Raw genomic sequence first — 24,834 nt, forward strand, 5'->3', positions numbered from 1 at the left:
GTCGGGGGCTGCGGGGAGGGATCGGGCAGTGCACTGGGCGGCCGGTGGGTTCGCGACCCGGCCGGTCGTCGTGCTCGGAGCATCCCGACCACTGCCGCGCAGGATCCCGCCGATCACGCCCCGTTCGGGCCTCCTGGCCCGACCTGCCGCCGCCTAGGCTGGCGCGGAGGAGGCGACATGGAGCCGAAGGACCCGCGCGACGAGGACCCCTCGAGCGGGCCGGCGCAGCCGCGTCCGGGGGACGGGCCGACGCCGTCCGAGCAGGCGCTGCGCGCCATCCGCGATGTCGCGAACGGGGCGGACCCGACGAGCGAGGCGTTCCGGCTGTCGAACGACTTCACCGACCGGCAGGCCGAGCGGCTCCGGAGTCTCCTCGCGCGCTTCCGCCGCGGGCGCTGACGGTCACGAGGGCGGCCTGCCGCCGGCGGCGGGCGATCGATCGCTGCGCGCCGGTCGTGTCGGCCATCGCCGAGGGCGCGCTCCCGATGCCGCCGTCAGCCACGCCACCCCGCACGGTCGCGATCCGCGCCCTCGCAGGCCGCGGACTCACTCCTCCGGCCCGCTCCGCCGCCCCGCATCACCCCCGAATGGCCGCGATCCGCGCCCCTTCACGCCGCGGACGCCCCGCACGAGCCCACTCCTCCGGCGCTCGGCTAGCCTCGGAGGCACCCGCGAGGAAGGCCCGCATGACCCACGACACCGCCTCGGCCGCCCCGACCCTCGAAGCCGTCGCCGCGCTGGCCGGAGTCTCCCGCGCGACGGTCAGCCGGGTCGTCAACGACTCCCCGCGCGTGAAGGACGGCGCCCGGACGGCCGTGCTCGCCGCGATCGAGCAGCTCGGCTACGTGCCCAACCGCGCCGCGCGCTCCCTCGCCAGCCGCCGCACGCAGACCGTCGCGCTCGTGGTGCCGGAGTCGGCGGCGAAGGTGTTCGCGGATCCGTTCCTCGCCTCGGTCGTGCAGGGCGCCGCGATGGCCTTCGCCGGCACCGAGTACACGCTCACCATCGTGATCGCGTCCGAGGCGGCGCCCGAGAAGACGCGGCGCTACCTGCTCGGCGGCAACGTCGACGGCGCGCTCGTCGTCTCGCACCACAGCGGCGACCACTCCTACGCGCAGCTCGGCGCCTCGCTCCCCGTGGTCTTCGGCGGGCGGCCGCTGACGGAGGAGGGCGGCAGCTACTTCGTCGACGTCGACAACACCGGAGCGGCGCGCACGGTCACCGAGCACCTCCTGGGCCTCGGCCGCACGGCCCCCGCGATGATCGCGAGCCGCCAGGACATGCCCGCCGCGATCGACCGCCTGTCGGGCTGGCGCTCGGCCGTCACCGCCGCGGGGCTCGACGACTCGCTCGTCGAGTACGGCGACTACTCGCCCGAGGACGGCGCGACGGCGATGCGCCGCCTGCTCGACTCCGGCCGGCCGATCGACGCGGTCTTCGCCTCCAACGACCAGATGGCGGCGGGCGCCCTGACGGCGCTGCGCGAGCGCGGCCTCACGGTGCCGGGCGACATCGCGCTCGCGGGATTCGACGGCGACTACTTCGCCGAGGCGAGCGAGCCGCGCCTCACCACGGTGCGCCAGCCCTCCACGGGCCTCGGCGAGGCGATGGCGGACGTGCTGGTGCGCCTCCTGGCCGGCGAGGAGGTGCAGCGCGTGACGCTGCTGCCGACCGAGCTGCTGGTGCGCGGCTCCACGGTCGCGGGCGCGTGACCCCGCGCTGAGTGCGCTGACCCGTTCGCTGAGTCGCCCGGATCGGCTCCCCGCTGCGGTGTGTCGCGAGCCGATCCGGGCGACTCAGCGCTGGACGGGCTCGTCGGGGACGTCGAGCAGGTGGAAGGGGCCCCGGGGGAGCGGGCCTGTGCTCCACAGCGCGACGACGGCCCAGCCGAGGTCGGCGTGCGCGACGGCGCCCTCGGGCAGGGTCCGGGTGAAGAGCGCGTAGTCGATCCCGTCGAGGGGGAGGGGGCTCACGTCCCACGCGGGCCGGTCGGCGGCCAGCTCCTGGGCCCGCGCCTCCGCCGCCACCATCGCCGCTCGCGCCCGGTCCCCGGGCAGGCCGGCGGGGATCACCGAGAGGAGGAGCGAGCCGATCGCGAGCGCGGCCGTCGCGACCGGGTCGGTGACCACTCCGTGCACCGAGCCACGCGGGCCGAGGCGGACACCGGTCAGCCGCAGCGTGCGGACCGAGTACGAGCCGGCGTCCCGCTCGGCGCGGACCGAGAGGTCGTCGACCGGCCCGTCGTCCGTCCGCCCACTCCCGTCGACGGACCACGGATCGGAGACGGGGACCAGCGCGCGCACGCACTCATCCGACTCCCTGCGGTGCCGCCGGTCAAGAGGCGCAGGGCGAGGATCCGCGCTGTGGTGCTCGGATCGGCCGGCCGCTCCGGCGTGTCGTGAGCAGATCCGGGGCACCTCAGTGCGGAGCCGCGGAGATGCTGAGGCCCGCAGGCGCGCCTCAGAACTCCTCGTAGTTGTAGGGCTCCGGGTCCTCGTCGATCACGGGGCGCGCGATCGTGGCGCGGTTGCTCTTGATGCGGGAGCGGATGTCCTCGACGGCGGCCTCGACGGCGCCGGTGGTCGACTCCTCGTCCTTGATGGAGACCTCGACGGGGACGGCGACCAGCTCGCTGCTCGCGTCGAGGGTCATCTTCGCCTCGATGAGCTCGCCGTCCTCGGTGAACGCCGGGACCGTGACCGCTTCGGAGTGCTCCTGGCGGTCGATCGCGGTCACCAGGTCGAGGAGGGCCTCGGTCACGGCGTCGGTCGTCACGAAGCTCTTGGAGGCGTAGGTCAGCTGCTGCATGCCTCCACTCTCCCGAACGGGAGCGCCCCTCGCGCGGGGTTGCGCCTCGTCGGCCCAGCCCGTAGCGGAGGGGCAGCACGACCGGCGCGGGCGCGAGGAGTCAACCCTCTAGGCCGCGATCCGGGCGTCCGCTTCCCTGGTGGCGGGGCCTCGGGAGGAGGCGCGGGGGTCTCGGGATCCCGGGGCCCCGGCACTCGATCGGGAGGGGACCGGATGCGGCGTCGGGGACTCCGCGGCGACCGGGCGTTCCAGGGCGGCCTCCTGATCGGAGTCGGCCTCATGGCGGCCGTCGACGAGATCGTCTTCCACCAGATCCTCGCCTGGCACCACTTCTACGACCGCTCCACTCCGGCGATCGGCCTGCTCTCGGACGGGCTGCTGCACGCGGCCGAGATCCTCGCACTCGTCGGCGGCGGCTTCCTGCTCGCCGACGCCCGGCGCCGATCCGCTCTGCGTCCGCGCACGGCGTGGGCCGCGGGGCTCACGGGGGCGGGGCTGTTCCAGCTGTGGGACGGAGTCGTCGACCACAAGCTGCTCCGGGTGCACCAGGTGCGCTACGACGTCGACCTGCTGCTCTACGACTCCGTCTGGATCGCCTCGGGAGCGGTGCTGCTCGCGGCGGGGCTCCTCCTCCTGCCTCGGCGACGGCGCGCGACGGCGTGACCCCGCACGCCGACCACTCCCTGCTCGACCCGGGCCTGCTGCTCCTGGTCCCGCTGGCCGCGGCGGCGGCGCTCGGAGGGGGCGCCGCGGCACTCGAGCGGCGGCGCGGACGGCCGTGGCCGCTGCACCGCACCGCCCTGCTCCTCGGCGGGCTCGCGACCGCGGCGCTCTGCTTCACGGGTCCGCTCGCGGAGTGGTCGCACGCGGATCCGCGCGGGGCGATGCTGACGCACCTGGTCCTCGGGATGCTCGCGCCGCTCCTCCTGGTGCTCTCGGCCCCCGTCACCCTGGCCCTGCGCGCGCTCGACGTCACCGCGGCCCGACGGCTCTCGCGGCTGCTCCGGAGCCGCCCGGCCCGTCTCCTCGCCCACCCCGTGACGGCGCTCCTGCTCTCGACGGGCTCCCTCTGGCTCGTGCACGCGACCGGACTGCTCGCCGCCGCGCACGCCGATCCGCTGCTGCACCTCGCGCTCAGCGTGCACTTCCTCCTCAGCGGCTGCCTGCTGACGGCGGCGCTCGCCGGAGTCGATCCGAACCCGCACCGCGCCCCGTTCGGCCTGCGCCTGGGCGTGCTCGGAGCGGGCATCGCCGCGCACGGGCTGCTCGCGACCGTGCTCTACGCGGAGGCGCCGGACGAGACCGGACGCCAGGCGGCGCTCCTGCTGTTCTACGGAGGCGACCTGCTCGAGACGGCGCTCGCCGTGGTCGTCTGCGCCCGGCGCTACGCGGCGACGGCGCCCCGGCAACCCCCTCCGCCGAGCGCGCCCTGCTCCCTACGCTCGAACGCATGCTCCTCATCTTCGGGACCCGAGCCGTCGAGGACCTCCTCCGGACGCTCGTCTTCGTCTGCCGCGTCTGCGGGCAGCGCGACGAGCAGCGGATCCTCCGCCGCCGGACGCGCCTCTCGCTCTTCTTCGTCCCCGTCCTGACCGTCTCGACCCGCTACCTGCTCGAGTGCTCGCACTGCCGCACAGTGTCCCCGATCAGCAAGGAGGAGGCGCAGGGCTCCGTCCGCTGGGCCGGCAACTCCGACCAGTGAACGCCCCGAGCGGGAGGCTCCCGCGGTGCGCTCAGCGCACCGGAGCCGGCACCGCCGCGGGACGCGCGGCGACCGCGGCCGCGCGCCGCGTCGCCCAGTTGTTGAGCAGCAGCGCCGTCACGACGATGGCCGCGCCGAGCAGGGCGACGGGCCCCGGCCGGTAGCCGCCCGCCATGCTGATCGCGAAGGTCGTGACCGGGACGAGGTTCTGGAAGAGCGTGCCGTTGAGGGCGCCGAGCAGCTTGATGCCGGCGTTCCACAGCAGCACGGCGACGACGCCGGCCAGGAGGATCAGGTAGGCCAGCTGCGGCCAGGCCGCGAGCACCTCGGCCCCGGTCGGCGGGTGCGCGGAGCCGGTGACTGTCGCCACGGCGACCGCGACGGCGATCGAGGGGCAGCCGAGCGCGGTGGTGAGCGTCGAGTACCGCAGCGCCGACCAGCCGGGGAAGGCCGCGGCTCCGCGCGTGTAGACGACCCAGCAGATCGCTCCGAGCAGGGCGAGCAGCTCGCCGAACCCCAGCTCGCCGTCGAGGAGGAGGGCGACGTCGCCGCGGGTGACGACGAGCGCGACTCCGGCGAGCGCGAGCAGGATGCAGCCGACGGTGGCGGCCGGCGGCAGGCGACGCGCGCCGATGCTCGCGAGCACCGCGCCGATCGCGGGCATCATCCCCATCATCAGGCTGACGTTCGGGGCCGAGGTGAAACGCAGAGCCGTGAAGGCGAGCAGGCCGAAGCCGGCGAATCCGGAGGCGCCGAGCAGCGCCAGCCGCCACCCGCGGCCGTCGAGCCGGAAGGCGCGGAGCCCCTCCGCCCGGGCGAGCAGCAGGGCGAGGACGACCGCGGCGGCGGTGTAGCGGATGAGGGTCATGAAGAAGGAGTCGACCGTCGCCGCGATGCTGTCCGCGACCGGCAGCATGCCGCCCCAGAGGATCGGCGGGATCAGGCAGAAGAGCAGACCTCGCGACCGCATGGCGCCCCTGACCCGTCGGGTGCGGCCGCCCCGGGCGGGGGCCGTCGCTCGATGGTGGACCCCGGCGGCTCGGCGCACAAGAGCGCCGCCGACCCCCGAAGAGCCCGCCGCGGGGCCGAGCGGAGAGGGGTGCGCCGGGTGTGGAGGAGGCTCGGCGAGCCGACTGACCTACTACGACGAAGACGAAGAAGCCGCAAGGACCTTGCGTGGCCCCTTTAGGGTGACAAAATTCACTTGCTTCCATCATCTCCGTGCCCCTAGGTTGATCGCAGCACCCCCGATGCTGTCCTCTGTCAGGCCCTGCTCCGATCCCCCCGTCGGACGCCGATCCTCACTCGGGTCGCGCCCACCCCGGCGACGACCTCCGTTCCGCGCGGGCGCTCATCAGCGCACATCGGCCCCCGGCCGCGGAGAGGAACAGTCATGAGCACACAGCCCGGCCACGGCGCGGACGAGCCGGCGGCTCCCCGTCGCCGGGCGACCTGGGAGGCGCACGACGAGACGGCCTCGCGCCCGCTCTCGGGACGCCGTGCCGCCCGCTCCGGGCGCGAGCGGGTCTCCGCTCCGCGCCGCCTCGCGTCCGCGACGCCTGCCGGAGCGGTGACGGTCCCCGCCGCCCCGACCGCGGTGCTGGAGCGTCCGGCCGCCCCGCCCGCAGTGGTCGAGCGACCGGCCGCCGCGACCGCTGTCCTGGAGCGTCGGGCCGCGATGGTCGAGGGTCCGGCCGCGCCGACCGCCGTGGTCGAGCGTCCGTCCGCCGCGACCGCGCTCCTGGAGCGCTCGGCCGCCCCGACCGCGCTGCTCGAGCGTCCGCCGGCCCCCGCCGCGGTCCTCGAGCGCACCGCACTCCCCTCCGTCGACGCCGACCGGCTCCCTCCGGCATCCACCCCGATCGCCGGCACGCGCCCCCGCAGCGGCCGCCGCGCCTCGTCGCGCATCGGCGACCTGGTCGCCGCCCTCCCCGCCCACAACGAGGAGGCCGGGATCGCCGCGGCGATCGAGGGCCTGCGCCGGCAGACCTGGCCGCCGGACCGGATCGTCGTCATCGCCGACAACTGCACCGACGCCACGGTCGAGATCGCTCTCGCGCACGGCGCCGAGGTCTTCGTCACCGTCGGGAACAGCCACAAGAAGGCGGGCGGCCTCAACCAGTTCCTCGCCGAGGTCCTCCCGGGGCTGCAGGACGACGACCTGGTTCTCGTGCAGGACGCCGACTCCGCGCTCGACCCCGGGTTCCTCGAGATCGCCCGCGGCAGGCTGCACGGCGGCATCGGCGCGGTCGGAGGAGTGTTCCGCGGCGGCGAGGGCGGCGGCTTCGTCGGCCACCTCCAGCGCAACGAGTACGCGCGCTACGCCCGCGACGTGCGCCGGCTGAACGGGAAGTGCCTCGTCGTCACGGGCACCGCGGCCGTGCTCCAGGTCGCCGTGATGCGCCGCATCAGCGCGGCCCGCCTGGCCGGCTCCCTCCCCTCCGGAGACGGCATCGGCGGCATCTACGACACCACGGTCCTCACCGAGGACAACGAGCTCACGTTCGCGATCCGCCACCTCGGCTACGACGTGCTGAGCCCCGCCGGCTGCACCCTCGTCACCGAGGTCATGCCGACCTGGGGAGACCTCTGGCGTCAGCGCCTGCGCTGGAAGCGCGGAGCGGTCGAGAACTGCGTGCAGTACGGCTTCACGCGGGTCACGGCTCCCTACTGGGGGCGCCAGCTGCTCACGATGTTCGGCTGCATCATCACCTACGTCTACCTGGCCACGATCGTCTACGCCGTCGGCTGGGGCGAGCTGAGCCTCCAGCCGTTCTGGCTGGCCGTCACCGCGATCTTCGTCGTCGAGCGGATCGTGACGGTCCGCGACCGCGGCTGGCGGTACATGCTCGCCGCCGCGTCGATGTACGAGCTCGTCGTCGACCTGTTCCTGCAGGTCGTCCACACCAAGGCCTACCTGGATGCGCTGACACGCCGTCGGCGCGACTGGTGAAACAGAGAGAGAGACATGTACAACCACATCGGAACAGCCGCCGGAGCCGGAGTCGGTGCCGGAACGCTCGCCATGACCGGGTTCGACTCGGTCTGGCTCGCCCTCGCGGCCTTCGCCCTCATCGCTGCGGGGACCGCCGTCCTGCGCATCGCTCCTCGCCGCAAGCGCGAGGTCTGAGACACGGTGGCGGGCGGGGGACAGCCCGCGCCCGTCACCGTCCCACGACCGCCGTCGCCGCGGAGGTCCGGCTCGCGGTGGAGTAGCCGGTCTTCGTCCCGGTGACGGTCAGCGTGATCCGCTTCCCCGCCTGAGCCTTCGTGAGCGTGAACCGCGGCGACGTCGCTCCCGCGATGGCCGCGCCGTCCGCCTTCCACCGGTAGGTGAGGTTGACGGGGGTCGGCGTCCACGGACCCGGGGCTGCCGTGAGCACCGCTCCGACCCGGGCCGTGCCCGTGACGGTCGGCGTCGCGGCGCCGAGGGTGCCGGCGGCGACCGGTGCGGTCGGCTGCGAGGTCGTCGGGCCGGAGCCGTCGGCGGCGCTCACCGTCACGGTCACCCGCTTGCCGACCGCGGAGGAGGGGACCACGAGATCCGGACCCGTCACTCCCGCGATGTCGACGCCTCCCGCCGCCCAGCGATGCACGAGCGGTCCCGTCCGGCCGGCGGAGGAGGACAGGGTCGCGCCCACCGCGGCGGTCCCGACGACGACCGGAGCCGGCGCCGCGTCGGACCGGTAGACCGCGACGTGGTCGACGAGCATCGTCCCGCCGGAGCTCTTCGGAGCGGCTGCACTGTCGCACCCGCACACGCCGTTCGGCAGCCCGCCCCCGATGGCGAGGTTCAGGATCAGCAGCACGTCGTTCGGGACCGCGGCCTGCCACGCGGCCGTCCCCACCTCCGACTCCCGCACCACGTGCCGGGTGACGCCGTTGACGAGGAACTCCACGCGCTCGTCGCCGGGCACGGTCCGGTCGAGCAGGGCGGAGTAGCGGTGGAACCCCGTCACGCAGGACGCGCAGTCCAGCATCCCGCTCGTCCGGCCGGCGGGCTCGTCGCAGGGGCCGCCGTCCGGCGCTCCGCAGTGCAGCGTCTGGATCACCTGGGCGGTGCCGTTGACGGCCTCGAGCATGTCGAACTCGCCGGTCGCGGGCCAGTCGATGACGGCGTTCGCGTCCCGCCCGAGAGCCCAGAAGGCGGGCCAGTAGCCGGTGGCCTGCGCGACGTCCGGCAGCTGGATCGAGGCGGTCATCAGCAGTCGGCCGCCCGCCGGCGCCGAGAACGACTTGTCGGCGGTGACGATCCGCCCGGACGTCCATGCTCCGGCGGAGTCGCGGAGGGCGCGGATGCCCAGAGCGCCGCCGCCCGTGAGGAAGACGTTCGCCGTCGACGCGGTCGTCCGGTCGACCGCCCCGGTGCCCCAGGTGCCGACCTCGTGCTCCCACTGGCTCCCGACCGGCGCGCCCGCCGGCCCGGTGAAGTCGTCGCGCAGGAGCGTGGTCCAGCCCGGGGCGTCGGCGGGCGCCGCCGTGACGGCCTGGCCGGCGGACGAGGCGGTCGGAGTCGCGGACGCCGGTGCGAGGGCGGCGACCGCCTGCGGGGGTGTCGCCGCCAGCACTCCGAGGCACAGGGCTGCGAGGGCGAGGGCGAGTCGCGGCCGGTCGAGGAGTCGTGAAGGCATGGCGAGTCCTCTGCGTCGAAGGGGCGCGCAGCTGCACGCGCCTCGACGCTAGTGAGGAGTACTCGCTCTCCCCCCACCCTCCAGGCGGGGTGATCTCCGGCACGAAAGCTCACGACCGGGCTCGGCCGGGCCGGGTCCAGGGTGCTGGCAGAGGGGCGGCCGCCGTCGCCTCCGATCGCCCGTTCGAAGGAGAACACCATGCACCGTCGTCTCACGGCCACGCTCGCCGCGATCGCCCTCGCCCTCGGAGGGGCCGTCGCCGTCGCTACCCCCGCCTCCGCCGGGCAGCTCGTCTACCGGAACGGCGGCCCGGGCAACTGCTGCGAGGTCCGCTCGCAGCGCGACTCCCTGGGTCGCGCGCAGGTCACGGTGTGGTGGCACTGCGACCAGGCGAGCAACGTCAAGGTCATCTGGAGGAACGGCCCGGACAGCGGCTGCAACACGATGAGCGTCATCAACCGCAAGTTCAGCGACAGCTCGGGAGTCGCGTCCCGCTTCGACCGCCTCGTCTCCTGCTGACCCGGACGGGCTGCCCCTGATCCCTTCCGCGAGACGCCACCTCGGTACGCGGCACGTCGCGCGAGGTACTCGGGTGGCCTCTCGCGGGAGGGGGGGCGGCGGCGGCCCCGCTCAGTGCTCGGCGCGCCCCGAATCCTCGATGAGGCGCACCTTCACGTTCACGGCGAGCGGCCCCGAGACCGACGGGTCGGCGGCGAGCAGCGCGTGCATCCGCTCGCCCACCAGGCGGAGCGTCTCGGGGGCCGGCAGTGCGGCGGACGCGGCGATGTGCGCGCTCACCGTGGTGAACCCCTCCGACCGGTCGATGTCGACCAGCACGTCGGGCTGCCGCAGGTCCAGCTTCACGGCGAGCGCGTCGGCCGCGGCCTCGACGATCGGCTGGGCGGGGTAGACCCCCGCGACTCCCTCGATGTCGCGGATCTCGGCGGTCAGCCGCTGCGAGAGCTCGGTGTCGTCGGTCATTCCCGCTCCTCCCGGTGGGGGTACACGTCGTCGACCGTCACGTCGATCGCGCCGACGGTCAGCTCGGTGTGGCGCTCCAGGGCGTAGCGGATGCGCTCGCGCAGGCGGTCGGCGGCCACGGCGACCGGCAGGCCGAACTCGAGGGCGCAGGTCACGTCGATCCGCACCACGGCGCCGGGAGCCGAGACGTCGCCGTCGAGGGTGCAGCGGCCCATGATGACGCCGCCCATCGTGTCGCCGGCGCGACGGATCATCCCGCGCACGGCCGCCTCGGTGAGCGCCAGGCGGAGGGTCGGGTCGGGGTGGCGGACGGGGATGTCGCGGCCGGAGCGCACCTCGGAGCGGATCGCGTCGAGCAGGCCGGCGATCCAGACCTCGTCGCGGTCGGGCTCGCGGTCGGCCTCCTGGCGCAGCGCCCGCGCCGAGAGCTCGGTGAGGCGGGTGAGGTTCGCGAGAGCGAGCCGGCACGCGGCCGAGTTCTCGATCGAGGGGTCGCGCGGCTCGCGGCCGCGGTCGAGGTACTCGCCCAGCTCCTCGAGCGTGTGGCCGTCGAGGTCGTCCTCGGGCACGGCGGCGTCGTCGGTCATCGCCATGCCTCCAATTCGTGGAGCAGGAATCGACGGGCCCGGGCGAGGAGGCCGCGGACCGTCGAGACGGGGAGTTCGAGAGCGTCGGCGATCTCCTGGTAGCTGTAGCCGGCGGTCTCGCGGAGTAGCCAACAGCGTCGCTGATCAGCAGGCAATCGGTCCAGCGCTTCCCAGACCGCGTCCAGCTGGAGTCGCGCCTCCACGATGCGCTCGGGCGAGTGCTCGGGCGGCGCGGGCGGATCCCAGTCGTCGATGTCGTCGTGGCGGCGGCGGACGCGGATCCGGTCGATCGCCTTGTGGGTGACGATGCGCATCAGCCAGTTGCGGATGTGCGCCGGGCTGTCGAGATCGGCCAGACGCCGCCAGCCGGTGAGGAACGCCTCCTGCACCACGTCTTCGGACTCCGCCTCGGAGCCGAGGAGCTTCGCGGCGTAGACGCGCATGAGGGCGCCGTGGCGGCGGGCGAGCTGCTCGAACGCCTGCACGTCGCCGTCGACGGCGCGCGCGGCGAGGGTCGCGTCGGACGCGTTCAGGAGGGGGTCGTCGTCGATGAGCGCCTCCTCCGCGGTCCCGCGCGCGGTGTCCCCGCGCGCCGATGCCCTCAGTGTGGGGCGCCGTCCGGCATGACTACCAGCCTTGACAACGGGCCGCCGAATCCGCTGGCCGGATTGCGAGTGCCGCCGATGGGGGACGTCTCGAGACGGGATTCGTGACATTCCGGCTCCTCGACACGTCTTGATTCCGTACCCCTCGTGCGTCCCCCCGAGCGCACGGACCCCGAACCCGGAAGAAGTCCCCATGCACTGCTCCCTCCGCCGCCGCCCCGGGCGGACGTCATGAGCGAGTCGACCTTCACCCTCGGCAGCCCGTTCGCGGGCGACGAGCGGGCCGACCGGCGCTACGAAGCCTCCGGCGACGATCCGTCCGCCGCGTCCGCCGTCTACTCCGAGGCGTACGGCGGAGGGGAGTTCCGCGTCGCTCCGTCGCAGCGCGGCTTCTCCTACCGCTACGCCGTCCGCGGCAGCGACCGGGTGACCCTGCGCACCTCCGACTGCTCCGGCGCCCTCACCGGCCAGGTCCCCCACCTGAAGGAGTACGTCGTCGGCTGGTTCCGCGCCGGCGGCGGACGCCTGAACCTGCCGCCATTCACCCGGACCGGCGCGCTGTCCGCCCCGTTCCTGTTCCCTGCGGAGCGCCAGTTCGGGCTCGAGTTCGAGCCGCACCGGCAGAACCTCATCCACTTCGCCCCCGGGTTCCTCGAGGACGTCGCGACCGAGACGCACGCCGGCCCCCGCCAGCCCGTCTCCTTCGACCACGGGGCGGACGCCGACCCCGGCGTCCTCGCCCGCTGGCGCGCCGCGGTGACGGAGGCGAGCGCCGCGCTCGCGACGGCCGCGATCACTCCGCTCGTGCGCTTCACCGCCGAGCTCGACCTCGCCCGCGTGCTGCTTCTGCTGTTCCCGTGGCGCGCGTGGGACGTGCCGGCCGTGCTCCGGCGCCCGTCCGCCTCCCGCACCCGTGTCGCGCTCGACTTCCTCCAGCACCACGCCCACGAGCCGATCACCCCGGCCGACGCCGCCCGCGCGGCCGGACTGCACACCCGCACACTGCAGCAGGCGACGAAGCGGCACCTCGGGGTGTCGCCGTCGGTCTACCTGCGCGACGTGCGCCTGGACCGCGCCCACTCCGACCTGGTCGCCGGCGACCCCTGCTCGACCACCGTCGCCGCGGTCGCCCGCGAGTGGGGCTTCGGCAACCTCGGCCGCTTCGCGAGCGCTTACCAGGTGCGCTTCGACGAGAAGCCGAGCCACACGCTGCGCCGCTGACGCGCAGCCCCAGCGTGCCCGAGGGCCCGGACCGTCTCACGGCAGTGCCGGCCCTCGTCGTCTCCGGGTGCGTCCCGAGGGGCCGTTTCGGAGGATGCTTCTCGTGTCCTCCGACCGGTCTTCCGGACACGGACCTCGTGACACTCGGCGCCGGCTCAGCCCGGCTGATGCACGTGGATGTCGCTGCTCGACGTCACGCCGTTGAGCTCGAGATACAGCTGCCCCTCGACGACCGACACGGTCAGCGTGTTGCGGCGCTCGAGTACCGCGACCGCGGCATCCAGGAACCCCTGGTCGAAGCTCTGCACGGTGATCTGCTCGAGCTGGTGGACGCGCTTGCCGGACCACGCCGCGATCACCTTCTCCGGGTTGCGATGCGTGTAGACCGTCGTGCGGTCGGCCAGCTTGCTCCCGAAGTGCAGTCGCTCGGCGTCCGGCGCGCCCACCTCGATCCACGTGGTCAGCCTGCCGGTGAGATCGCGGACCAGCACCGCCGGCTCGGTCGCCGTCGACGAGATCCCCTCACTGAAGGTGATCCCCTCCACGTATTCGAGGCAGTACGCGAGCACGCGCGTCATCATGTACGCGTCGGTCTCGGAGGGGTGCCGAGCGGCCCGCAACGTGATGTCCTCGTAGACACCGCGGTCCACATCAGCCAGCTGTATCGCGAAGTTGTACATCACTGCGCCGGCTGCCACGTGTGCGAGCTTATGTCCTCTCGCTCATCGAGGAGCGCGAGGCTTCTCCGGCGCCGGTGGGGGCATCGTGTCCGCGCGCCTCCACCCAGGAACGGCCCGGCAGGAGGCATCCACTCCGTCGAGAGCGTCTCACTCCGGGCGACGTCGGCGCGCATGCGCAGGTCGATGACGACGGGAGCCGACCGCTCGGCTCGCCGGGAGGGCGCGAGGCCCCGACCAGGCGACCGGACCACTCCGTTCATCCGCCTCGGGAATTCCCCGCCACTCTCTCGCCTTCTTCTGCCTGCATGCAATATATTGCATGCAGTCATCCGACCACCTCATCCCGAAGGAGCAGCCATGTCCACGTCCGCGTTCACCCCTGAGGGCGACCGGCCCACCGTCGTCCTCGTCCACGGCGCGTTCGCCGAGTCGTCCAGCTGGAACGGAGTCGCCTCCCGGCTCCTCGCCGAGGGCCTGCCCGTCCTCGCGGTCGCCAACCCCCTCCGCGGGCTCGCCCCCGACGCCGAGTACCTCCGCAGCGTCCTCGACGGGATCGACGGACCCGTCGTCGTCGCCGGCCACTCCTACGGGGGCTCCGTCGCGAGCGAGGCGGCGGAGGGCGCAGCGAACGTGCGGGCGCTCGTCTACGTCGCCAGCTTCCTCCTGGAGCCGGGCGAGAGCACCGGGGAGCTGACCGGGAGGTTCCCGGGCGGCGAGCTCGGCCCCGCCCTGACCCCCGTCCCCTTCGCGTCCGGCGGGTTCTCCGGCGACGACCTCTACATCCAGCAGGACCGGTTCCGCGAGGTCTTCGCGGCCGACGTCGACGAGCCCACCGCCGCTCTGATGGCCGCGACCCAGCGGCCGATCGCGGCCGCCGCGCTCGAGGACTCGGCCACGGCGGCCGGGTGGAGGAGCATCCCCTCCTGGACCCTGATCACGCGTCAGGACCTCGCCGTCCCCGCCGAGTCGCAGCGGTTCATGGCCGAGCGCGCCCGCTCCACCGCGGTCGAGATCGACGCGTCGCACGCCGTGACGGTCTCGGAGCCGGACGCGGTCGCGGAGCTGATCCTCGACGCGGTGCGGGCGACGCGGTGACGGGGCGGGCGGGCCGAGGGGCCGCCTCCGGCCGCCGGACCCGGGCTGCCGCGGTCGTCCTCTCGTCCGCGCTGCTGCTCGTCGGCTGCGCGGGCGCGGCCGATCCCGGCCCGGCCGTCGAGGACGCAGCCGAGGCCGCGGCGGGCGGATCCTTCGCCCTCGCGGAGGTGGACGGCGTCGACGGCTCGGACTTCCTCGTCGTCTGCCCCTACGAGTCGCCGGAGTCGGTCGAGGAGCGGACCGGGATCTCCTGGTCCGGGCCCGACCGGTCCGAGGACGAGGGGGTGCAGACGCTGATCGTGCTCGACGGCCGCGAGGTCGTGACGACGAGCGGACTGGACCGGGACCGCGTCGACTTCTGCTCGGGCGACCGGTGGGAGCCGCTCTCGCTCGACACTCGGCTCGCGGTGGGCGGAGCGGGCGCGGTGTCGGTGGAGTGACGCCGGTGGCGGCGGTGGAGTGACATATGCAATATATCGCGCGGTGCTATCGTCGTCGTATGCCCATCCCGAAGACGACCGCCGTCACCCCCCGGTCCCTCCTCCGCGACGACGTCTACCGTGCCCTGCGCGACGCGATCGTCGACGGGACGTTCGAGCCGGGGGAGCGCCTCCGCGACCAGGAGCTCGAGGCCTGGCTCGGAGTCAGCCGGACGCCGATCCGGGAGGCGCTGCTCCGGCTGGCCCGCGTCGGCCTCGTCTCGGCAAAGCCCGGCCGGGCGACGATCGTGACCCCCGCCACGGCCGAGAGCATCAGCGACGCCCAGCAGATCGCCGCCGCCATGCACGAGCTCGCCACGCGCCTCGCCGGCCCGGCCGTCACTCCGGAGGCGCTCGCCGCGATGGAGTCGGCGAACGACGACTTCGCGCGGGCGCTGGCGGAGGGCGACGTCGAGCTGGCGCTGCGCTCCGACGACGCGTTCCACGCGGTGCTCACCGGGCTCAGCGGCAACGGGATGATCGAGGACGTGCTCGAGCAGGCCACTCCGCTCATCCGCCGTGCCGAGCGCCAGCGCTTCGCCTCCCTGGCGGCCCGCGGATCCGTGGAGCAGCACCGCGCGATCGTGGAGTCCCTCCGCGCGGGCGACACCGACGGCGCCGCCCGTCTCAGCCGCGAGAACTGGATGACGCTCGACCGCCACCTGCACTCGGCCTGACGCGCTGCTCCTCCGCGGGGAGGAGTCCGCGCTCGGTCATGCGCGAGGCCGACGCGATCGCATCCGCGACGAACCGCTCGGTCAGGTCGGCATGCCCTCGCCCGCGCGCTCCGCATCCGTCCCGAGAGCTGAGCGCCGCCCTCCCCGCGCCTCCGCCGCCGGGATGCGGGTCGAGGCGGGTGCCGGGCGCGGCGCGGAACGACGGACGGCCGACGCGCGGGCGGCCGGAGCGCTCTGGAACACTCGAGCGAGGGGCGGGGGCTCCGGAGCGGGGGAGCCGTGGCGTCACGCTTCGTCGAGCTCGACGGTCTGCGCGGCCTCGCCGCCCTCGGCGTGGTCGTCTACCACTTCACCACCGCGTTCTCGCTCGATCATCCGGATGCACCGCCGGGATCCGTCGCGCTCCCGTTCGGCGAGTTCGGCGTCCAGCTCTTCTTCGTCATCAGCGGCTTCGTGATCCTGATGTCCGCGGACCGCGCGCGGCGGCCGTCGGACTTCGCGATCTCCCGCGTCAGCCGCCTCTACCCGGCCTACTGGATCGCGGTGGTCGTCTCGATCGTCGTCGGCGCTCTCGCCCGCGTCCCCGGCACCGACCTCACGCCGCTGGAGCTGCTGCTCAACTTCACGATGGTGCAGCGGTTGCTGCTGGTGCCCAACGTGAACGGCGCGTTCTGGACGCTGGCCGTCGAGATGCAGTTCTACCTGCTGGTGCTGCTCGTGCTCGTCCTCACGAAGTGCCGGTTCACGGATCGGCTGGTCCGCGTGCTGGTGGTCGTCTGGCTCGGCGTCGCCGCGACCGCCTCCGTCGCCGCCCACCTCGCCTCGGGAGGCGTCGACGTCGTCTCGGCGCCGGTCGCCGTCCGGGTCCTGGCGAACCTGACGCTGGCCGAGTACGGACCCCTCTTCTGCGTCGGAATGCTGCTGTTCCTCTCGCGACGGCAGGGGCGCTTCGAGCTCCTCGCCGTGCCGGCGGCTCTGATCGCGGCCCTGAACGCCCAGCTCCTCCACGGCGGGCCGGACGGAGCGGTCGTCCTCGGCGTCTGCGCGGCCGTCACGGTCGTCGCGATGCGGCGCCGGACCGCCGTGCTGAGATGGGCGCCGCTGCTCTGGCTCGGGCGGATCAGCTACTCGCTCTACATCCTCCATCTGGTCGTGGGCAGCGCGATCGTCAGCGCGCTCTGGCCGCTGATCGGCCGCGACGGAGCCGGACTCGTCGCCTTCCTCGTCGTCCTCCTGCTGTCGTGGGGCGTCAACGCGGTCGCCGAGGAGCGGTGGAGCCCCGCCTGGCGCCGCGCCCTCACCCGTCGGCGCGACCGCCGGCTCCCGGCGGGGACGGCGACCGCGGCCTGACGCGGCTGTGCACTCCGCTGGCCGCTCAGCGAGTGCGCCGAAGGAGCCTGTGGACGCCGGTGGCCGCGAAACGCATCTCCGCTCGACGTTCCCTGCACCTTGGCTGAGCCACCGGGACGTCCGAGCCCCGGGCCACGTCTTCATCATGTGCCACGGATCGTGAGCACCGCGGCCCCGGCCACGACCTCTGACCATCTGGAGAAGATCATGACCAACGTCACCCCCACCAGCCTCGCCAACGCCTCCTCGGCCAAGCACGGCACCGCCACCTCGGCCGGCAAGAACACGATCGCCGACGGCGTCGTCGAGAAGGTCGCCGGCATCGCGGCCCGCGAGGTCCCCGGCGTGCACGACCTGGGCAACGGCGCCGCCCGCGCCATCGGCGCCATCCGCAACGCGATCAACGCGCAGGACCGCGGCCAGGGCATCTCCGTCGAGGTCGGCGAGAAGCAGGTCGCCGCCGACATCACCGTCGTCGCCGAGTACCCCGTCGCGCTGCAGAAGCTCGCCGACAGCATCCGCTCCGCCGTCTCCGAGGCCATCTCCTCGGTCGTCGGCATGGAGGTCGCCGAGGTCAACGTCACCATCTCCGACGTCTTCATCCCCTCGGACGACAAGGACGACGAGACCGAGAGCCGCGTCAAGTGACTCCGTCCCACATCGGCCTGGTCCTCGGCGCGGTCCTCGCGCTGACCGCTCTCGTCTTCGGCTTCTGGGCGCTCCTCTGGGTCGCCCTCGCCATGGCGATCGGCTACGGCGTCGGGCGGGTCGTCGAGGGCAAGCTCGACCTGCGCTCCCTCGGCGACACCCTCCGCGGGCGGCGGTCTTCGTGACCGCGGCGGTGATGGCCGACGAGGCCAGCCACGGCCGCACGACGATCAGCTCGCGCGCCGTGCGCCGAGTCGTGTCGGCCGTCACCGCGGAGGCGCTGGACGTGGACTCGTCCGATGTGTCCGTCGAGCTCGACGACGAGGGAGGACGCCTCCACGTCGTCGCGCACGCCCCCATCCACGTCACGCCCCTGGGCGAGACGGGCCGCCGCTCCTCCGGGACGCTGCTGGACCGACTCAGCCGGGCGCAGACGACCATCCGCTCGCGCTGCCTAGAACTGACGGGCTCCACGATCGGCCGGGTCGACCTCCGGATCACCGGTGCCGACCTCCGAGAACGAAGGAGGGTGTCGTGACGACTCCCACCACTGCCGGCCGGGCGCTCTACCCGCGCCTGGTGCGGCGCGAGACGCACTCGTCCCGCTCCGGATCGGCGATCGTCCTCGCCGTCCTGCTCATCCTCCTGTTCGCGTGGCTGGGCACGGAGGCGGTCCTCGCCGTCCTCGGCCAGCCCGCGCTGCTCGTGGCCCCGCAGGACGGAGCGTCCTCGCTGCTCAACGCGGCCGCGGCGCCCATCGCGCTGACCGCCGCCGCCGGCGCCGTGCTCGCGCTGATCGGGCTCGTCCTGATCGTCGTGTCGCTCAAGCCCGGCCGCCGCGGCCGTCGCGCCGTCAGCACCGACCGCACCGCGGCGATCGTCGACGACCGCGTCATCGCGCAGGCCGTCGCGCGCACCGCCGGCTACGCCGGTGACGTCGACCCCGACAACGTGTCGGTGTCGGTCGGATCCCGCGTCGTCGACGTGACGGTCTCCCGCACCTCCGGCCGCAGCATCGACGTCACGCCGATCCGCGAGGCCGTCGACGCCGAGCTCGCCACGTTCGACTGCACCCCGCGCCTGCGCTCCAAGGTGCGCCTGTCCGAGAAGGGAACGGTCCGCTGATGACCACCACGAACCGATTCCTCAACCGGCTGCTCCTGTTCGTCGTGGGCCTCGTCCTCCTCCTCGCCGGCGGCGCCGTCGCGGTGGGGTCGCTGCTCCCGCAGGTGCAGGAGAACGTGTCCACCGCCGCGCAGGACGCGGCCGACCCCACGAGCCAGGCCCTCTCGGGCGGCACCCCGTGGATCCTCTGGGTCATCGCGGTCGTCGCGCTCGTCCTCATCCTGCTGCTGGTGCGCTTCATCGTGCGCCAGGGCCGCGGCCGCACCTCCACGCTGCTGCGCGTCGGCTCGGGAGAGGGAGCGGGGACGCCCACGGGCGGCTCCGTCACCATCGACGCGAAGGTCGCCGAGCAGGTCCTCGAGGAGGCCCTGTCGCAGGAGCCGTCCATCGTCGCGGTCGACGTGACCGCGTTCGAGATCAAGCACCAGAAGGTGCTGCGCGTCACCGCGCACACCCGCCGCGGCGCCTCGCCCGCCCGCACCCGGCAGACGGTCGACCAGGCCGTCCGCCAGTGGGACGCCCTCCTCGGCGAGGAGACGCCCGTCGTCATCCAGATCGTCAGTGGTCTGCGGACGAAGATGAGCGGCACCGCCCGCGTGCAGTAGCCGCCGGCACCACCGTCCGGCCCTCCCGATCGGGAGGGCCGGAGAGCCCCGCTCAGGCGGGATGGAAGTCTTTCTGAAGGAGCACCCCATGTCCGATCCGATGGAGCCCGGCACCGTCGAGCTCATCCGCACCGATGAGCAGCCGACCCCGAACGAGCAGAGCCGGCGCGAGTCCGCCCGCCGCGACGGGAAGCCGTCCGAGCCCGAGTCGACAGAGAGCCGGGTCGCGACCGCCGCCGGCGAGAGCGCCCAGCGCGTGTCCGGCGTCCACCACCTCGGTGGAGCCGTCGCCCGCGGCCTCGACCGCGCCTCCCGCCGCGTGCTGGGCACCAGCACCGTCCCTGGAGTCACGGTCTCGAAGGCCGACGGCGTCACCACCGTCGACATCGACCTCGTCGTCGAGTACCCCCACCCCGTCCGCGAGGTCCTGGACGCCGTGCGCGATCAGGTGCAGCGCGTGGCGGAGCCGGTCGCCGGCGGCCACGTCGTCGTCAACGTCGAGGCGACCGACGTCCACGGCCCGTTCGACCCGATCGAGAAGCCGGAGGAGGACGAGGAGCCGCTCGTCGACACCGCCAAGCGCGCCGCGTCCGACGCCCGCGACTCCGCCAAGGAGGCCGCCGGGAACGCTCGCGACGCCGTCTCCGGTGCCGTCGACTCCGCCCGCGGACGTCTGGCGGACGCCGCCGACGACGCCGCTGACGCGATGGACCGTGCGGCCGACGAGCGCGACGAGCGCGCAGCCGCCCAGAAGACGGCCGACGCCGAGCGCGCCGCCGAGCGCGACGAGGACGACCCCCGCGTCGAGACCCACGCGGCCCCGGCCGTCGTCGAGACCGCGGAGTTCGTGGTCCGCGTCCAGGTCGAGCCGGTGGACGACGACGGCGACCCCCGCACCGCGACCGTCGAGGTCGCTCCGGCGGAGGAGTCCGAGCACGTCGAGCGCGACGAGGCCGCGGCCGATCGCGACGCCGCGTCCGACGACGCCGACGCCCACCGCTCCGAGGACGACCGCGCGTCGTCCGCCGCCGGTCGGGAGTAGTCCCGTGCGCACCCGCTCGTACGGCGCGCGACGCAGGCCGCGTGCGGCCTGGATCGCGCTCGGCACGGGCGTCGTGCTCTCGTTCGTGGTCGTCGTCGCCGTGCTGCTGCCCGTCCTCGGGCTGATCGGCGCGGCGGACGGCACCACGGCCGGGGCGCTCGACGTCCCGGTCGGCGCGATCGTCCTCTCGATCGTCCTCAGCTACGCGGTCGGCCTGGCCTGCCTCGCGGTCGCGTTCCTCTCCCGCAACGCGGCCCTCGCCTGGGTCGCCGCGGTGGCCGCCGTGATCGCGACGCTCATCGGCTCGATCTGGCCGCTCGTCGCGACCGGATTCGCCAGCGTCGACCAGGCGAAGGACGTCATCCCCTTCATCCAGGACCTGATCGCCCGGGTCCGGGGGTAGCGTCGGGGCGATGAGCTCCGACTACCTCCGCGCCTACGACGACCAGCTCCGCTCCGACGCCGAGACCCCGAGCGCCGTCTCCGTGACGCGCGAGGGGCCTCTGCGTCTGGTGACCTTCGCCGGCGGACGCGGCTTCGTCACCTACCGCGACCTCGCCGGCGCCTCCTCCGCGGAGATCGCCCGCCTGGTCGCCGCGGCCTGCGCGCACTTCGACGCCGATCCCGGCATCACCCGCGTCGAGTGGAAGACCCGCGGCCACGACGAGGCCCCCGGCCTGCACGACGCGCTCGTCGCGAACGGCTTCGCGCCGGACGAGGCCGAATCGATCATGATCGGCCCGGTCGAGGCACTGCTCTCGGACCGGCCGGTCCCGGAGGGGGTCGTCCTGCGGCGGGTCGTCGACGAGCCGGACGTCCGCGCGTTCAGCGCCATGATCGACGCCGCCTTCGAGGAGGAGGTCGACGTGTCGATCGCCGATTCGCTCGTCGCCCGCCTGGCGCGCGGCGACGGCATGGAGCTGTGGGTCGCCGAGGTCGACGGGCGCATGGCGTCCGGCGGCCGGCTCGAGCCCGTCCCGGGCACCGCCTTCGCCGGCATCTGGGGCGGAGCGACGCTGCCGGAGTACCGCGGACGCGGGCTCTACGGCCTGGTCACGGCCGCCCGCGCCGCCTCCGCACAGGCACTCGGGAAGACCCTCGTGCACAGCGACTCGACCGAGTACTCGCGGCCCATCCTGGAGCGCGCGGGCCTGGTCCGGGTGTCGACGACGACTCCGTACCGTCGACGTCGTCCGTAGTCCGCGCTCCGTGGGTTCGCGAGGATCTCGAGACGCGCGCTGAGCGCGCTACTCGATCAGCATGTCGGGGACTTCTGCTGGTCGAGTAGCCCGAAGCGGCGTATCGAGACCTGCCCGTTCGTGCGTGGAGATCTCGATACGCGCGCTGCTCCGATCAGCTCGGGGACGTGATCTCGAGCGCGATGTTGTCGGGGTCGCGGAACTCGAGGAGGCTCATGCCGCCGGCGTCCTTGATCGGCTCGTGGGCGATGCCGAGGTCGTCGAGCACGGCCGCGGCGGCCTTCAGCGCGTCGAGGTCGGGGACGGTGAAGCTGACGTGGTCGAGCCCGACCCGGTCCTCGTCGAAGCGGTCGTCGCCGGGCGCGACGGGGCGCAGGCCGAGCAGTCCGCCCGGGAACTGGTAGATCACGCCGCCGAACACGAACGCCAGCTGCTCCTTCTCCTCCGGCGACGCGTCGGCCGGCGGCGCCTCGAAGGCGACGTCGAAGCCGAAGACGGAGTCGTAGAAGGGGCGCGAGACGGCGATGTCGCGGACGGTGAGTCGGACGTGGTTGTAGTCGACAGCGGGGATCGGCACAGGGGTTCCTCTCGGCGGGGCGGGCGGAGTGCCCGTCTCCAGTTGTTCGGAGGCGGCGGGCCGCCGGTTCGGGGCTGGCGCCGCCTCCGGGGATCGGGTAGCGCGTCAGTCCAGCTCGGTCGGGCGCGCCGGCTCGGCCAGCAGGGCGCGCGCCGCCATCCCGATCACCGCGCTGTAGGTGGGGTAGGCGAAGCGGACGTTCGCGAGGGTCGCGAGGTCGACTCCGGCCGCCATCGCCGTGGTCACCGACTGCACGACCTCGATCGCGTTCTCGCCGACCGCGTGCGCACCGAGCAGCAGCTCGCGGCGCCGGTCGGCGATCAGCGTGAGGAACCCGTTCTCGCGGTCGTCGATGACGGCGCGGTCCAAATTGGAGAACGGCACCGAGGCGACGACGCACTGCGGGTCGCGCTCGCGGGCCTGCTCCTGCGTGAAGCCGACGCCCGCGTAGTCAGGGTCCGTGAATCCGCCCGCGGGCAGGAGGAACTGGGGCGTGCGCCGGTTCGCGCCGAGCACCGCGTTCTCGGCGGCGGCCTCCGCCTCGAACTGCGCCGCCTGGACGAGCATGTCGCGCCCGTTCGCGTCGCCGACCGCGAAGATGTGCGGCACGACGGTGCGGAAGTACTGGTCGGCGGGGATCGCCGAGCGGACGACCTCGATGCCCGCGTTCTCGAGTCCGAGGTCCTCGACGTCGGCGGGCCAGCCGGTGGCCATGATCACCACGTCGACCTCGGCCGTGCGGTCCTCGCCGCCCTCGCGCCACGCGATCGCGAGCGAGCCGTCGTCCTGCCGCTCGATGCCCGACACCGTCTCGATCCCGGTGCGGACGCGGACGCCCTGGCGCTCGAAGGCGGCGCCGACGTGCTCGGAGATGCTGGAGTCGGAGGTCATCAGGATCCGCGGGGCGACGTCGAGGAGCGTCACCTCGGAGCCGAAGGCGTTGAAGACGGTGACGAGCTGGGCGCCCGTGTTGCCGCCGCCGATCACGGCGACGCGGCGCGGCAGCTCGGTCAGCCCGAGCACGTCCTCCGGCACGGTCGCGAGCTCGGCGCCCGGGATCGGCAGCCGCCGCGAGTGCCCGCCGACGCAGACCATGATCGAGCGCGCGCGGATCCGCCGCCCGCTGTCGAGCACGAGGGTGCTCTCGTCGACGAAGCGGGCGCGGCCCTCGTGGATCAGGTCGACCCCCGCCTCCTCGAACCGCTGCGCCTCGCGCTTGATCGAGCGCACCAGGTCGACGCGCTCGTGCACGTGGCGCACGGTCGCGGCCCAGTCGAGGACGGGAGTGCCGATCTCGATCCCGTAGTCGCCGGCGGAGCGGGTCTCGCGCATCATCCGCGCCGTCTTCGCGAGGACGCGGGTGGGCACGCAGCCGGTGTTGACGCAGGTGCCGCCGACGCGCGCGGCCTCGAGCACGACGACGCGCGCTCCCAGCTCAGCGGCGCGGAGGGCGGCGGCCGTCCCCGCGGGTCCTGCGCCGATGACGGCGACGTCGTACTCGGCCTGCTCGGGAGTGCTGTCGGGCACGGGGACCTCCGGTTCTGGGTGTGCTCCGATCCTGCCGCTCCGCGCCCCGCTGCACCCGGCCTTGACAGCCCGCCCGCGGACCGGCGTCGCGGGCGTCCCGACGCTGAACATCGGCCGAGGACGGTTGCTCGGCGGGCGCCCGGCACGGTGGGATGACCGGGTGGGCTGCGGCGGGGGACTCGAGCGGAAGGCGCTCCGATGAGCGCCCGCACCTTCGGGGTGGAGGAGGAGTACCTCCTCGTCGACGCCGGCACGTTCCTCCCGACGCCCGCGGCGCCGCTGCTGCTCGGCTCCGTGCGCGGCTCCGCTGCGGTCGCCCTGGCCGCCGAGCTCAAGGCGGAGCAGATCGAGGCGGTCGGCTCGCCCGCCCGCACGTACGACGCGCTGCTGGCCGGACTGCGCGAGGGCCGCCGCCTGGCCGACGACTCCGCCCGCGAGGTCGGTGCCCGCGCCGTCGCGGTCGCGACCAGCCCCGCCGCGTTCGAGCCGCACCTCTCGGCCGACGAGCGCTACGACCGGATGGCCGAGCGCTTCGGCCTCGTCGCCCGCGAGCAGTTCACCTGCGGCCTGCACGTCCATGTCGGGATCGGGTCGCCGGAGGAGGGGATCGCGGTCCTCGACCGGCTGCGCGGCTGGCTGCCCGCCCTCCTCGCCCTGAGCACCAACTCCCCGCTGAGCGCCGGTGTCGACACCGGGTTCGCCAGCTGGCGCTACCAGTCGTGGGGGCGCTGGCCCACCGCCGGCCCGGTCGGCATCTGGGGCGACGTCGAGCAGTACCGGAGCGTCGTCGCCTCCCTCACCTCCTGCGGCGTGCTGCTGGACGAGGGCATGCTCTACTTCGACGCCCGTCTCTCCCGTGCGCACCCGACCGTCGAGGTGCGCATCGCCGACGTCCCGCTGCACGCCGAGGACTCGGCGCTGATCGCCGTCCTGATCCGGGCGCTCGCCGAGACGGCCGTGCGCGACGCGGGCGCCGGGGTCCCGCCCGTGCCGCTGCCGACTCCGGTGATCGCCGTCTCCTCGTGGCTGGCGAGCCGCCACGGCACGACCGGCGATTTCATCGATCCGGTCGACGGCTGCCCGGCCCCCGCCTCCGCGGTACTGGCACGCCTGCTCGACCACGCGGGTCGGGCGCTGGCGGAGTCGGGCGACGAGGAGGTCGCGGTGTGCGGCGTCGAGCGGGTCCTGGCGCGGGGCACGGGCGCCGAGCTGCAGCGCGCGGTGTGGGAGCGGACGGCGTCCGCGGCCGAGGTGATCGCGGACGCGGCGGAGGCGACGCGCGCCTAGAGGCTCGC

Annotated in this window: 32 protein-coding genes; 22 read left to right on the forward strand and 10 right to left on the reverse strand. The window is 73.9% G+C overall.

Going from position 1 to position 24,834, the window contains the following annotated elements; all coding sequences use genetic code 11:
* Positions 1-177 precede the first annotated feature (177 nt).
* A complete protein-coding gene (locus tag C5C57_RS12215) occupies positions 178-399 on the forward strand; it encodes a hypothetical protein (RefSeq protein WP_104225836.1) in 222 nt (73 codons plus the stop codon).
* A gap of 287 nt (positions 400-686) precedes the next feature.
* A complete protein-coding gene (locus C5C57_RS12220) occupies positions 687-1,712 on the forward strand; it encodes a LacI family DNA-binding transcriptional regulator (protein ID WP_104223963.1) in 1,026 nt (341 codons plus the stop codon).
* Between the two features lie 84 nt (positions 1,713-1,796).
* Here C5C57_RS12220 and C5C57_RS12225 read toward each other — a convergent pair whose 3' ends face one another.
* Positions 1,797-2,303, reverse strand: coding sequence for a hypothetical protein (locus tag C5C57_RS12225; protein WP_104247220.1), 507 nt, complete (start codon positions 2,301-2,303; stop codon positions 1,797-1,799).
* A gap of 157 nt (positions 2,304-2,460) precedes the next feature.
* The gene (locus C5C57_RS12230) at positions 2,461-2,808 is read right to left on the reverse strand and encodes a hypothetical protein (protein WP_104223965.1); all 348 of its coding nucleotides are present in this window, start codon (positions 2,806-2,808) and stop codon (positions 2,461-2,463) included.
* Between the two features lie 213 nt (positions 2,809-3,021).
* Here C5C57_RS12230 and C5C57_RS12235 point away from each other — a divergent pair, with 213 nt between their 5' ends.
* The 3 genes from C5C57_RS12235 to C5C57_RS18660 are packed head-to-tail and all read left to right on the forward strand — an operon-like array spanning position 3,022 to position 4,510.
* Positions 3,022-3,471, forward strand: coding sequence for a DUF2243 domain-containing protein (locus C5C57_RS12235; RefSeq protein ID WP_104247221.1), 450 nt, complete (start codon positions 3,022-3,024; stop codon positions 3,469-3,471).
* A complete protein-coding gene (locus C5C57_RS12240) occupies positions 3,468-4,400 on the forward strand; it encodes a cytochrome c oxidase assembly protein (protein WP_104247222.1) in 933 nt (310 codons plus the stop codon). The genes C5C57_RS12235 and C5C57_RS12240 overlap by 4 nt, the downstream gene beginning before the upstream one ends.
* On the forward strand, positions 4,352-4,510 hold the full coding sequence (locus C5C57_RS18660; protein WP_374953052.1) for a hypothetical protein: 159 nt from the start codon (positions 4,352-4,354) through the stop codon (positions 4,508-4,510). Before C5C57_RS12240 ends, C5C57_RS18660 begins: the two co-directional genes overlap by 49 nt.
* Positions 4,511-4,541: 31 nt before the next feature.
* Here C5C57_RS18660 and C5C57_RS12250 read toward each other — a convergent pair whose 3' ends face one another.
* A complete protein-coding gene (locus C5C57_RS12250) occupies positions 4,542-5,480 on the reverse strand; it encodes a DMT family transporter (RefSeq protein ID WP_104247223.1) in 939 nt (312 codons plus the stop codon).
* Between the two features lie 423 nt (positions 5,481-5,903).
* Between C5C57_RS12250 and C5C57_RS12255 the strand changes: the two genes are divergently transcribed.
* Positions 5,904-7,463, forward strand: a complete 1,560-nt coding sequence (locus C5C57_RS12255; RefSeq protein WP_258072376.1) for a glycosyltransferase family 2 protein — start codon at positions 5,904-5,906, stop codon at positions 7,461-7,463.
* A 15-nt stretch (positions 7,464-7,478) separates the two neighbouring features.
* Positions 7,479-7,640 (forward strand): hypothetical protein, encoded by a 162-nt coding sequence (locus C5C57_RS18155; protein ID WP_167305255.1) that lies wholly within the window; start codon positions 7,479-7,481, stop codon positions 7,638-7,640.
* 34 nt (positions 7,641-7,674) lie between these two features.
* Here the strand turns inward: C5C57_RS18155 and C5C57_RS12260 are convergent, their stop codons facing one another.
* Positions 7,675-9,141 carry a family 16 glycosylhydrolase gene (locus C5C57_RS12260; RefSeq protein ID WP_104297664.1) on the reverse strand — a complete coding sequence of 489 codons (1,467 nt, stop codon included), beginning with the start codon at positions 9,139-9,141 and terminating at the stop codon, positions 7,675-7,677.
* 198 nt (positions 9,142-9,339) lie between these two features.
* Between C5C57_RS12260 and C5C57_RS12265 the strand changes: the two genes are divergently transcribed.
* Complete coding sequence (locus C5C57_RS12265; RefSeq protein ID WP_104297665.1) at positions 9,340-9,660, forward strand: hypothetical protein; 321 nt, start codon at positions 9,340-9,342, stop codon at positions 9,658-9,660.
* A gap of 111 nt (positions 9,661-9,771) precedes the next feature.
* Here the strand turns inward: C5C57_RS12265 and C5C57_RS12270 are convergent, their stop codons facing one another.
* The 3 genes from C5C57_RS12270 to C5C57_RS12280 are packed head-to-tail and all read right to left on the reverse strand — an operon-like array spanning position 9,772 to position 11,194.
* Positions 9,772-10,122 (reverse strand): hypothetical protein, encoded by a 351-nt coding sequence (locus C5C57_RS12270; RefSeq protein WP_104223972.1) that lies wholly within the window; start codon positions 10,120-10,122, stop codon positions 9,772-9,774.
* Positions 10,119-10,709 (reverse strand): Asp23/Gls24 family envelope stress response protein, encoded by a 591-nt coding sequence (locus C5C57_RS12275; protein WP_146076902.1) that lies wholly within the window; start codon positions 10,707-10,709, stop codon positions 10,119-10,121. The genes C5C57_RS12270 and C5C57_RS12275 overlap by 4 nt, the downstream gene beginning before the upstream one ends.
* Entirely contained in the window at positions 10,706-11,194 is a 489-nt protein-coding gene (locus C5C57_RS12280; RefSeq protein WP_244248147.1) for an RNA polymerase sigma factor, read from the reverse strand. Before C5C57_RS12280 ends, C5C57_RS12275 begins: the two co-directional genes overlap by 4 nt.
* A gap of 351 nt (positions 11,195-11,545) precedes the next feature.
* On the opposite strand from C5C57_RS12280, the gene C5C57_RS12285 reads away from it, so the two are divergent.
* Positions 11,546-12,535 carry a helix-turn-helix transcriptional regulator gene (locus C5C57_RS12285; protein ID WP_104247226.1) on the forward strand — a complete coding sequence of 330 codons (990 nt, stop codon included), beginning with the start codon at positions 11,546-11,548 and terminating at the stop codon, positions 12,533-12,535.
* A 155-nt stretch (positions 12,536-12,690) separates the two neighbouring features.
* On the opposite strand, the gene C5C57_RS12290 is transcribed toward C5C57_RS12285, so the two are convergent.
* A complete protein-coding gene (locus C5C57_RS12290; protein ID WP_104247227.1) occupies positions 12,691-13,233 on the reverse strand; it encodes a YaeQ family protein in 543 nt (180 codons plus the stop codon).
* 339 nt (positions 13,234-13,572) lie between these two features.
* Here C5C57_RS12290 and C5C57_RS12295 point away from each other — a divergent pair, with 339 nt between their 5' ends.
* The 12 genes from C5C57_RS12295 (at position 13,573) to C5C57_RS12350 (ending at position 21,435) form a co-directional block, all read left to right on the forward strand.
* Positions 13,573-14,310 carry an alpha/beta fold hydrolase gene (locus C5C57_RS12295; protein ID WP_104247228.1) on the forward strand — a complete coding sequence of 246 codons (738 nt, stop codon included), beginning with the start codon at positions 13,573-13,575 and terminating at the stop codon, positions 14,308-14,310.
* Positions 14,307-14,750 carry a hypothetical protein gene (locus C5C57_RS12300; RefSeq protein ID WP_104247229.1) on the forward strand — a complete coding sequence of 148 codons (444 nt, stop codon included), beginning with the start codon at positions 14,307-14,309 and terminating at the stop codon, positions 14,748-14,750. The genes C5C57_RS12295 and C5C57_RS12300 overlap by 4 nt, the downstream gene beginning before the upstream one ends.
* 59 nt (positions 14,751-14,809) lie before the next feature.
* Positions 14,810-15,466, forward strand: coding sequence for a GntR family transcriptional regulator (locus C5C57_RS12305; RefSeq protein ID WP_104247230.1), 657 nt, complete (start codon positions 14,810-14,812; stop codon positions 15,464-15,466).
* Positions 15,467-15,745: 279 nt separating this feature from the next.
* The gene (locus C5C57_RS12310; RefSeq protein WP_181027146.1) at positions 15,746-16,816 is read left to right on the forward strand and encodes an acyltransferase; all 1,071 of its coding nucleotides are present in this window, start codon (positions 15,746-15,748) and stop codon (positions 16,814-16,816) included.
* Between the two features lie 207 nt (positions 16,817-17,023).
* Positions 17,024-17,464, forward strand: coding sequence for an Asp23/Gls24 family envelope stress response protein (locus tag C5C57_RS12315; protein WP_104223989.1), 441 nt, complete (start codon positions 17,024-17,026; stop codon positions 17,462-17,464).
* Positions 17,461-17,649 (forward strand): DUF2273 domain-containing protein, encoded by a 189-nt coding sequence (locus tag C5C57_RS12320; RefSeq protein ID WP_104223990.1) that lies wholly within the window; start codon positions 17,461-17,463, stop codon positions 17,647-17,649. The genes C5C57_RS12315 and C5C57_RS12320 overlap by 4 nt, the downstream gene beginning before the upstream one ends.
* Positions 17,646-18,002, forward strand: a complete 357-nt coding sequence (locus C5C57_RS12325; protein WP_258063245.1) for a hypothetical protein — start codon at positions 17,646-17,648, stop codon at positions 18,000-18,002. The genes C5C57_RS12320 and C5C57_RS12325 overlap by 4 nt, the downstream gene beginning before the upstream one ends.
* Positions 17,999-18,589: a DUF6286 domain-containing protein gene (locus C5C57_RS12330; protein WP_104225847.1), complete on the forward strand. Its 591-nt coding sequence runs from the start codon at positions 17,999-18,001 to the stop codon at positions 18,587-18,589. Before C5C57_RS12325 ends, C5C57_RS12330 begins: the two co-directional genes overlap by 4 nt.
* On the forward strand, positions 18,589-19,194 hold the full coding sequence (locus C5C57_RS12335; RefSeq protein ID WP_104238125.1) for a hypothetical protein: 606 nt from the start codon (positions 18,589-18,591) through the stop codon (positions 19,192-19,194). The genes C5C57_RS12330 and C5C57_RS12335 overlap by 1 nt, the downstream gene beginning before the upstream one ends.
* An 88-nt stretch (positions 19,195-19,282) precedes the next feature.
* Positions 19,283-20,236 (forward strand): Asp23/Gls24 family envelope stress response protein, encoded by a 954-nt coding sequence (locus C5C57_RS12340; RefSeq protein WP_181027147.1) that lies wholly within the window; start codon positions 19,283-19,285, stop codon positions 20,234-20,236.
* Positions 20,237-20,240: 4 nt separating this feature from the next.
* Complete coding sequence (locus tag C5C57_RS12345; protein WP_104247233.1) at positions 20,241-20,639, forward strand: hypothetical protein; 399 nt, start codon at positions 20,241-20,243, stop codon at positions 20,637-20,639.
* A gap of 10 nt (positions 20,640-20,649) precedes the next feature.
* Positions 20,650-21,435: a GNAT family N-acetyltransferase gene (locus tag C5C57_RS12350; RefSeq protein WP_104247234.1), complete on the forward strand. Its 786-nt coding sequence runs from the start codon at positions 20,650-20,652 to the stop codon at positions 21,433-21,435.
* A gap of 154 nt (positions 21,436-21,589) precedes the next feature.
* On the opposite strand, the gene C5C57_RS12355 is transcribed toward C5C57_RS12350, so the two are convergent.
* Together C5C57_RS12355 and C5C57_RS12360 are read right to left on the reverse strand one after the other, a co-directional pair.
* Entirely contained in the window at positions 21,590-22,012 is a 423-nt protein-coding gene (locus C5C57_RS12355; RefSeq protein ID WP_104223996.1) for a VOC family protein, read from the reverse strand.
* Between the two features lie 105 nt (positions 22,013-22,117).
* On the reverse strand, positions 22,118-23,539 hold the full coding sequence (locus tag C5C57_RS12360) for an NAD(P)/FAD-dependent oxidoreductase (protein WP_258063244.1): 1,422 nt from the start codon (positions 23,537-23,539) through the stop codon (positions 22,118-22,120).
* Positions 23,540-23,737: 198 nt separating this feature from the next.
* On the opposite strand from C5C57_RS12360, the gene C5C57_RS12365 reads away from it, so the two are divergent.
* Positions 23,738-24,826 carry a glutamate--cysteine ligase gene (locus tag C5C57_RS12365; RefSeq protein WP_104297666.1) on the forward strand — a complete coding sequence of 363 codons (1,089 nt, stop codon included), beginning with the start codon at positions 23,738-23,740 and terminating at the stop codon, positions 24,824-24,826.
* The last annotated feature ends 8 nt before the right edge of the window (positions 24,827-24,834 follow it).

It is taken from the genome of Rathayibacter sp. AY1C5 (assembly GCF_002931705.1).
In the GTDB taxonomy this organism is placed as follows: Bacteria; Actinomycetota; Actinomycetes; order Actinomycetales; family Microbacteriaceae; genus Rathayibacter.

What these genes read in the sequence shown, in the direction of transcription:
- C5C57_RS12215 (WP_104225836.1), top strand. Translation starts at nt 178, where the DNA reads ATGGAGCCGAAGGACCCGCGCGACGAGGACCCCTCGAGCGGGCCGGCG.
- C5C57_RS12220 (WP_104223963.1), top strand. Translation starts at nt 687, where the DNA reads ATGACCCACGACACCGCCTCGGCCGCCCCGACCCTCGAAGCCGTCGCC.
- C5C57_RS12230 (WP_104223965.1), bottom strand. Translation starts at nt 2,808, where the DNA reads ATGCAGCAGCTGACCTACGCCTCCAAGAGCTTCGTGACGACCGACGCC.
- C5C57_RS12235 (WP_104247221.1), top strand. Translation starts at nt 3,022, where the DNA reads ATGCGGCGTCGGGGACTCCGCGGCGACCGGGCGTTCCAGGGCGGCCTC.
- C5C57_RS12250 (WP_104247223.1), bottom strand. Translation starts at nt 5,480, where the DNA reads ATGCGGTCGCGAGGTCTGCTCTTCTGCCTGATCCCGCCGATCCTCTGG.
- C5C57_RS12255 (WP_258072376.1), top strand. Translation starts at nt 5,904, where the DNA reads ATGAGCACACAGCCCGGCCACGGCGCGGACGAGCCGGCGGCTCCCCGT.
- C5C57_RS18155 (WP_167305255.1), top strand. Translation starts at nt 7,479, where the DNA reads ATGTACAACCACATCGGAACAGCCGCCGGAGCCGGAGTCGGTGCCGGA.
- C5C57_RS12260 (WP_104297664.1), bottom strand. Translation starts at nt 9,141, where the DNA reads ATGCCTTCACGACTCCTCGACCGGCCGCGACTCGCCCTCGCCCTCGCA.
- C5C57_RS12265 (WP_104297665.1), top strand. Translation starts at nt 9,340, where the DNA reads ATGCACCGTCGTCTCACGGCCACGCTCGCCGCGATCGCCCTCGCCCTC.
- C5C57_RS12270 (WP_104223972.1), bottom strand. Translation starts at nt 10,122, where the DNA reads ATGACCGACGACACCGAGCTCTCGCAGCGGCTGACCGCCGAGATCCGC.
- C5C57_RS12275 (WP_146076902.1), bottom strand. Translation starts at nt 10,709, where the DNA reads ATGACCGACGACGCCGCCGTGCCCGAGGACGACCTCGACGGCCACACG.
- C5C57_RS12285 (WP_104247226.1), top strand. Translation starts at nt 11,546, where the DNA reads ATGAGCGAGTCGACCTTCACCCTCGGCAGCCCGTTCGCGGGCGACGAG.
- C5C57_RS12295 (WP_104247228.1), top strand. Translation starts at nt 13,573, where the DNA reads ATGTCCACGTCCGCGTTCACCCCTGAGGGCGACCGGCCCACCGTCGTC.
- C5C57_RS12305 (WP_104247230.1), top strand. Translation starts at nt 14,810, where the DNA reads ATGCCCATCCCGAAGACGACCGCCGTCACCCCCCGGTCCCTCCTCCGC.
- C5C57_RS12315 (WP_104223989.1), top strand. Translation starts at nt 17,024, where the DNA reads ATGACCAACGTCACCCCCACCAGCCTCGCCAACGCCTCCTCGGCCAAG.
- C5C57_RS12335 (WP_104238125.1), top strand. Translation starts at nt 18,589, where the DNA reads ATGACCACCACGAACCGATTCCTCAACCGGCTGCTCCTGTTCGTCGTG.
- C5C57_RS12340 (WP_181027147.1), top strand. Translation starts at nt 19,283, where the DNA reads ATGTCCGATCCGATGGAGCCCGGCACCGTCGAGCTCATCCGCACCGAT.
- C5C57_RS12350 (WP_104247234.1), top strand. Translation starts at nt 20,650, where the DNA reads ATGAGCTCCGACTACCTCCGCGCCTACGACGACCAGCTCCGCTCCGAC.
- C5C57_RS12365 (WP_104297666.1), top strand. Translation starts at nt 23,738, where the DNA reads ATGAGCGCCCGCACCTTCGGGGTGGAGGAGGAGTACCTCCTCGTCGAC.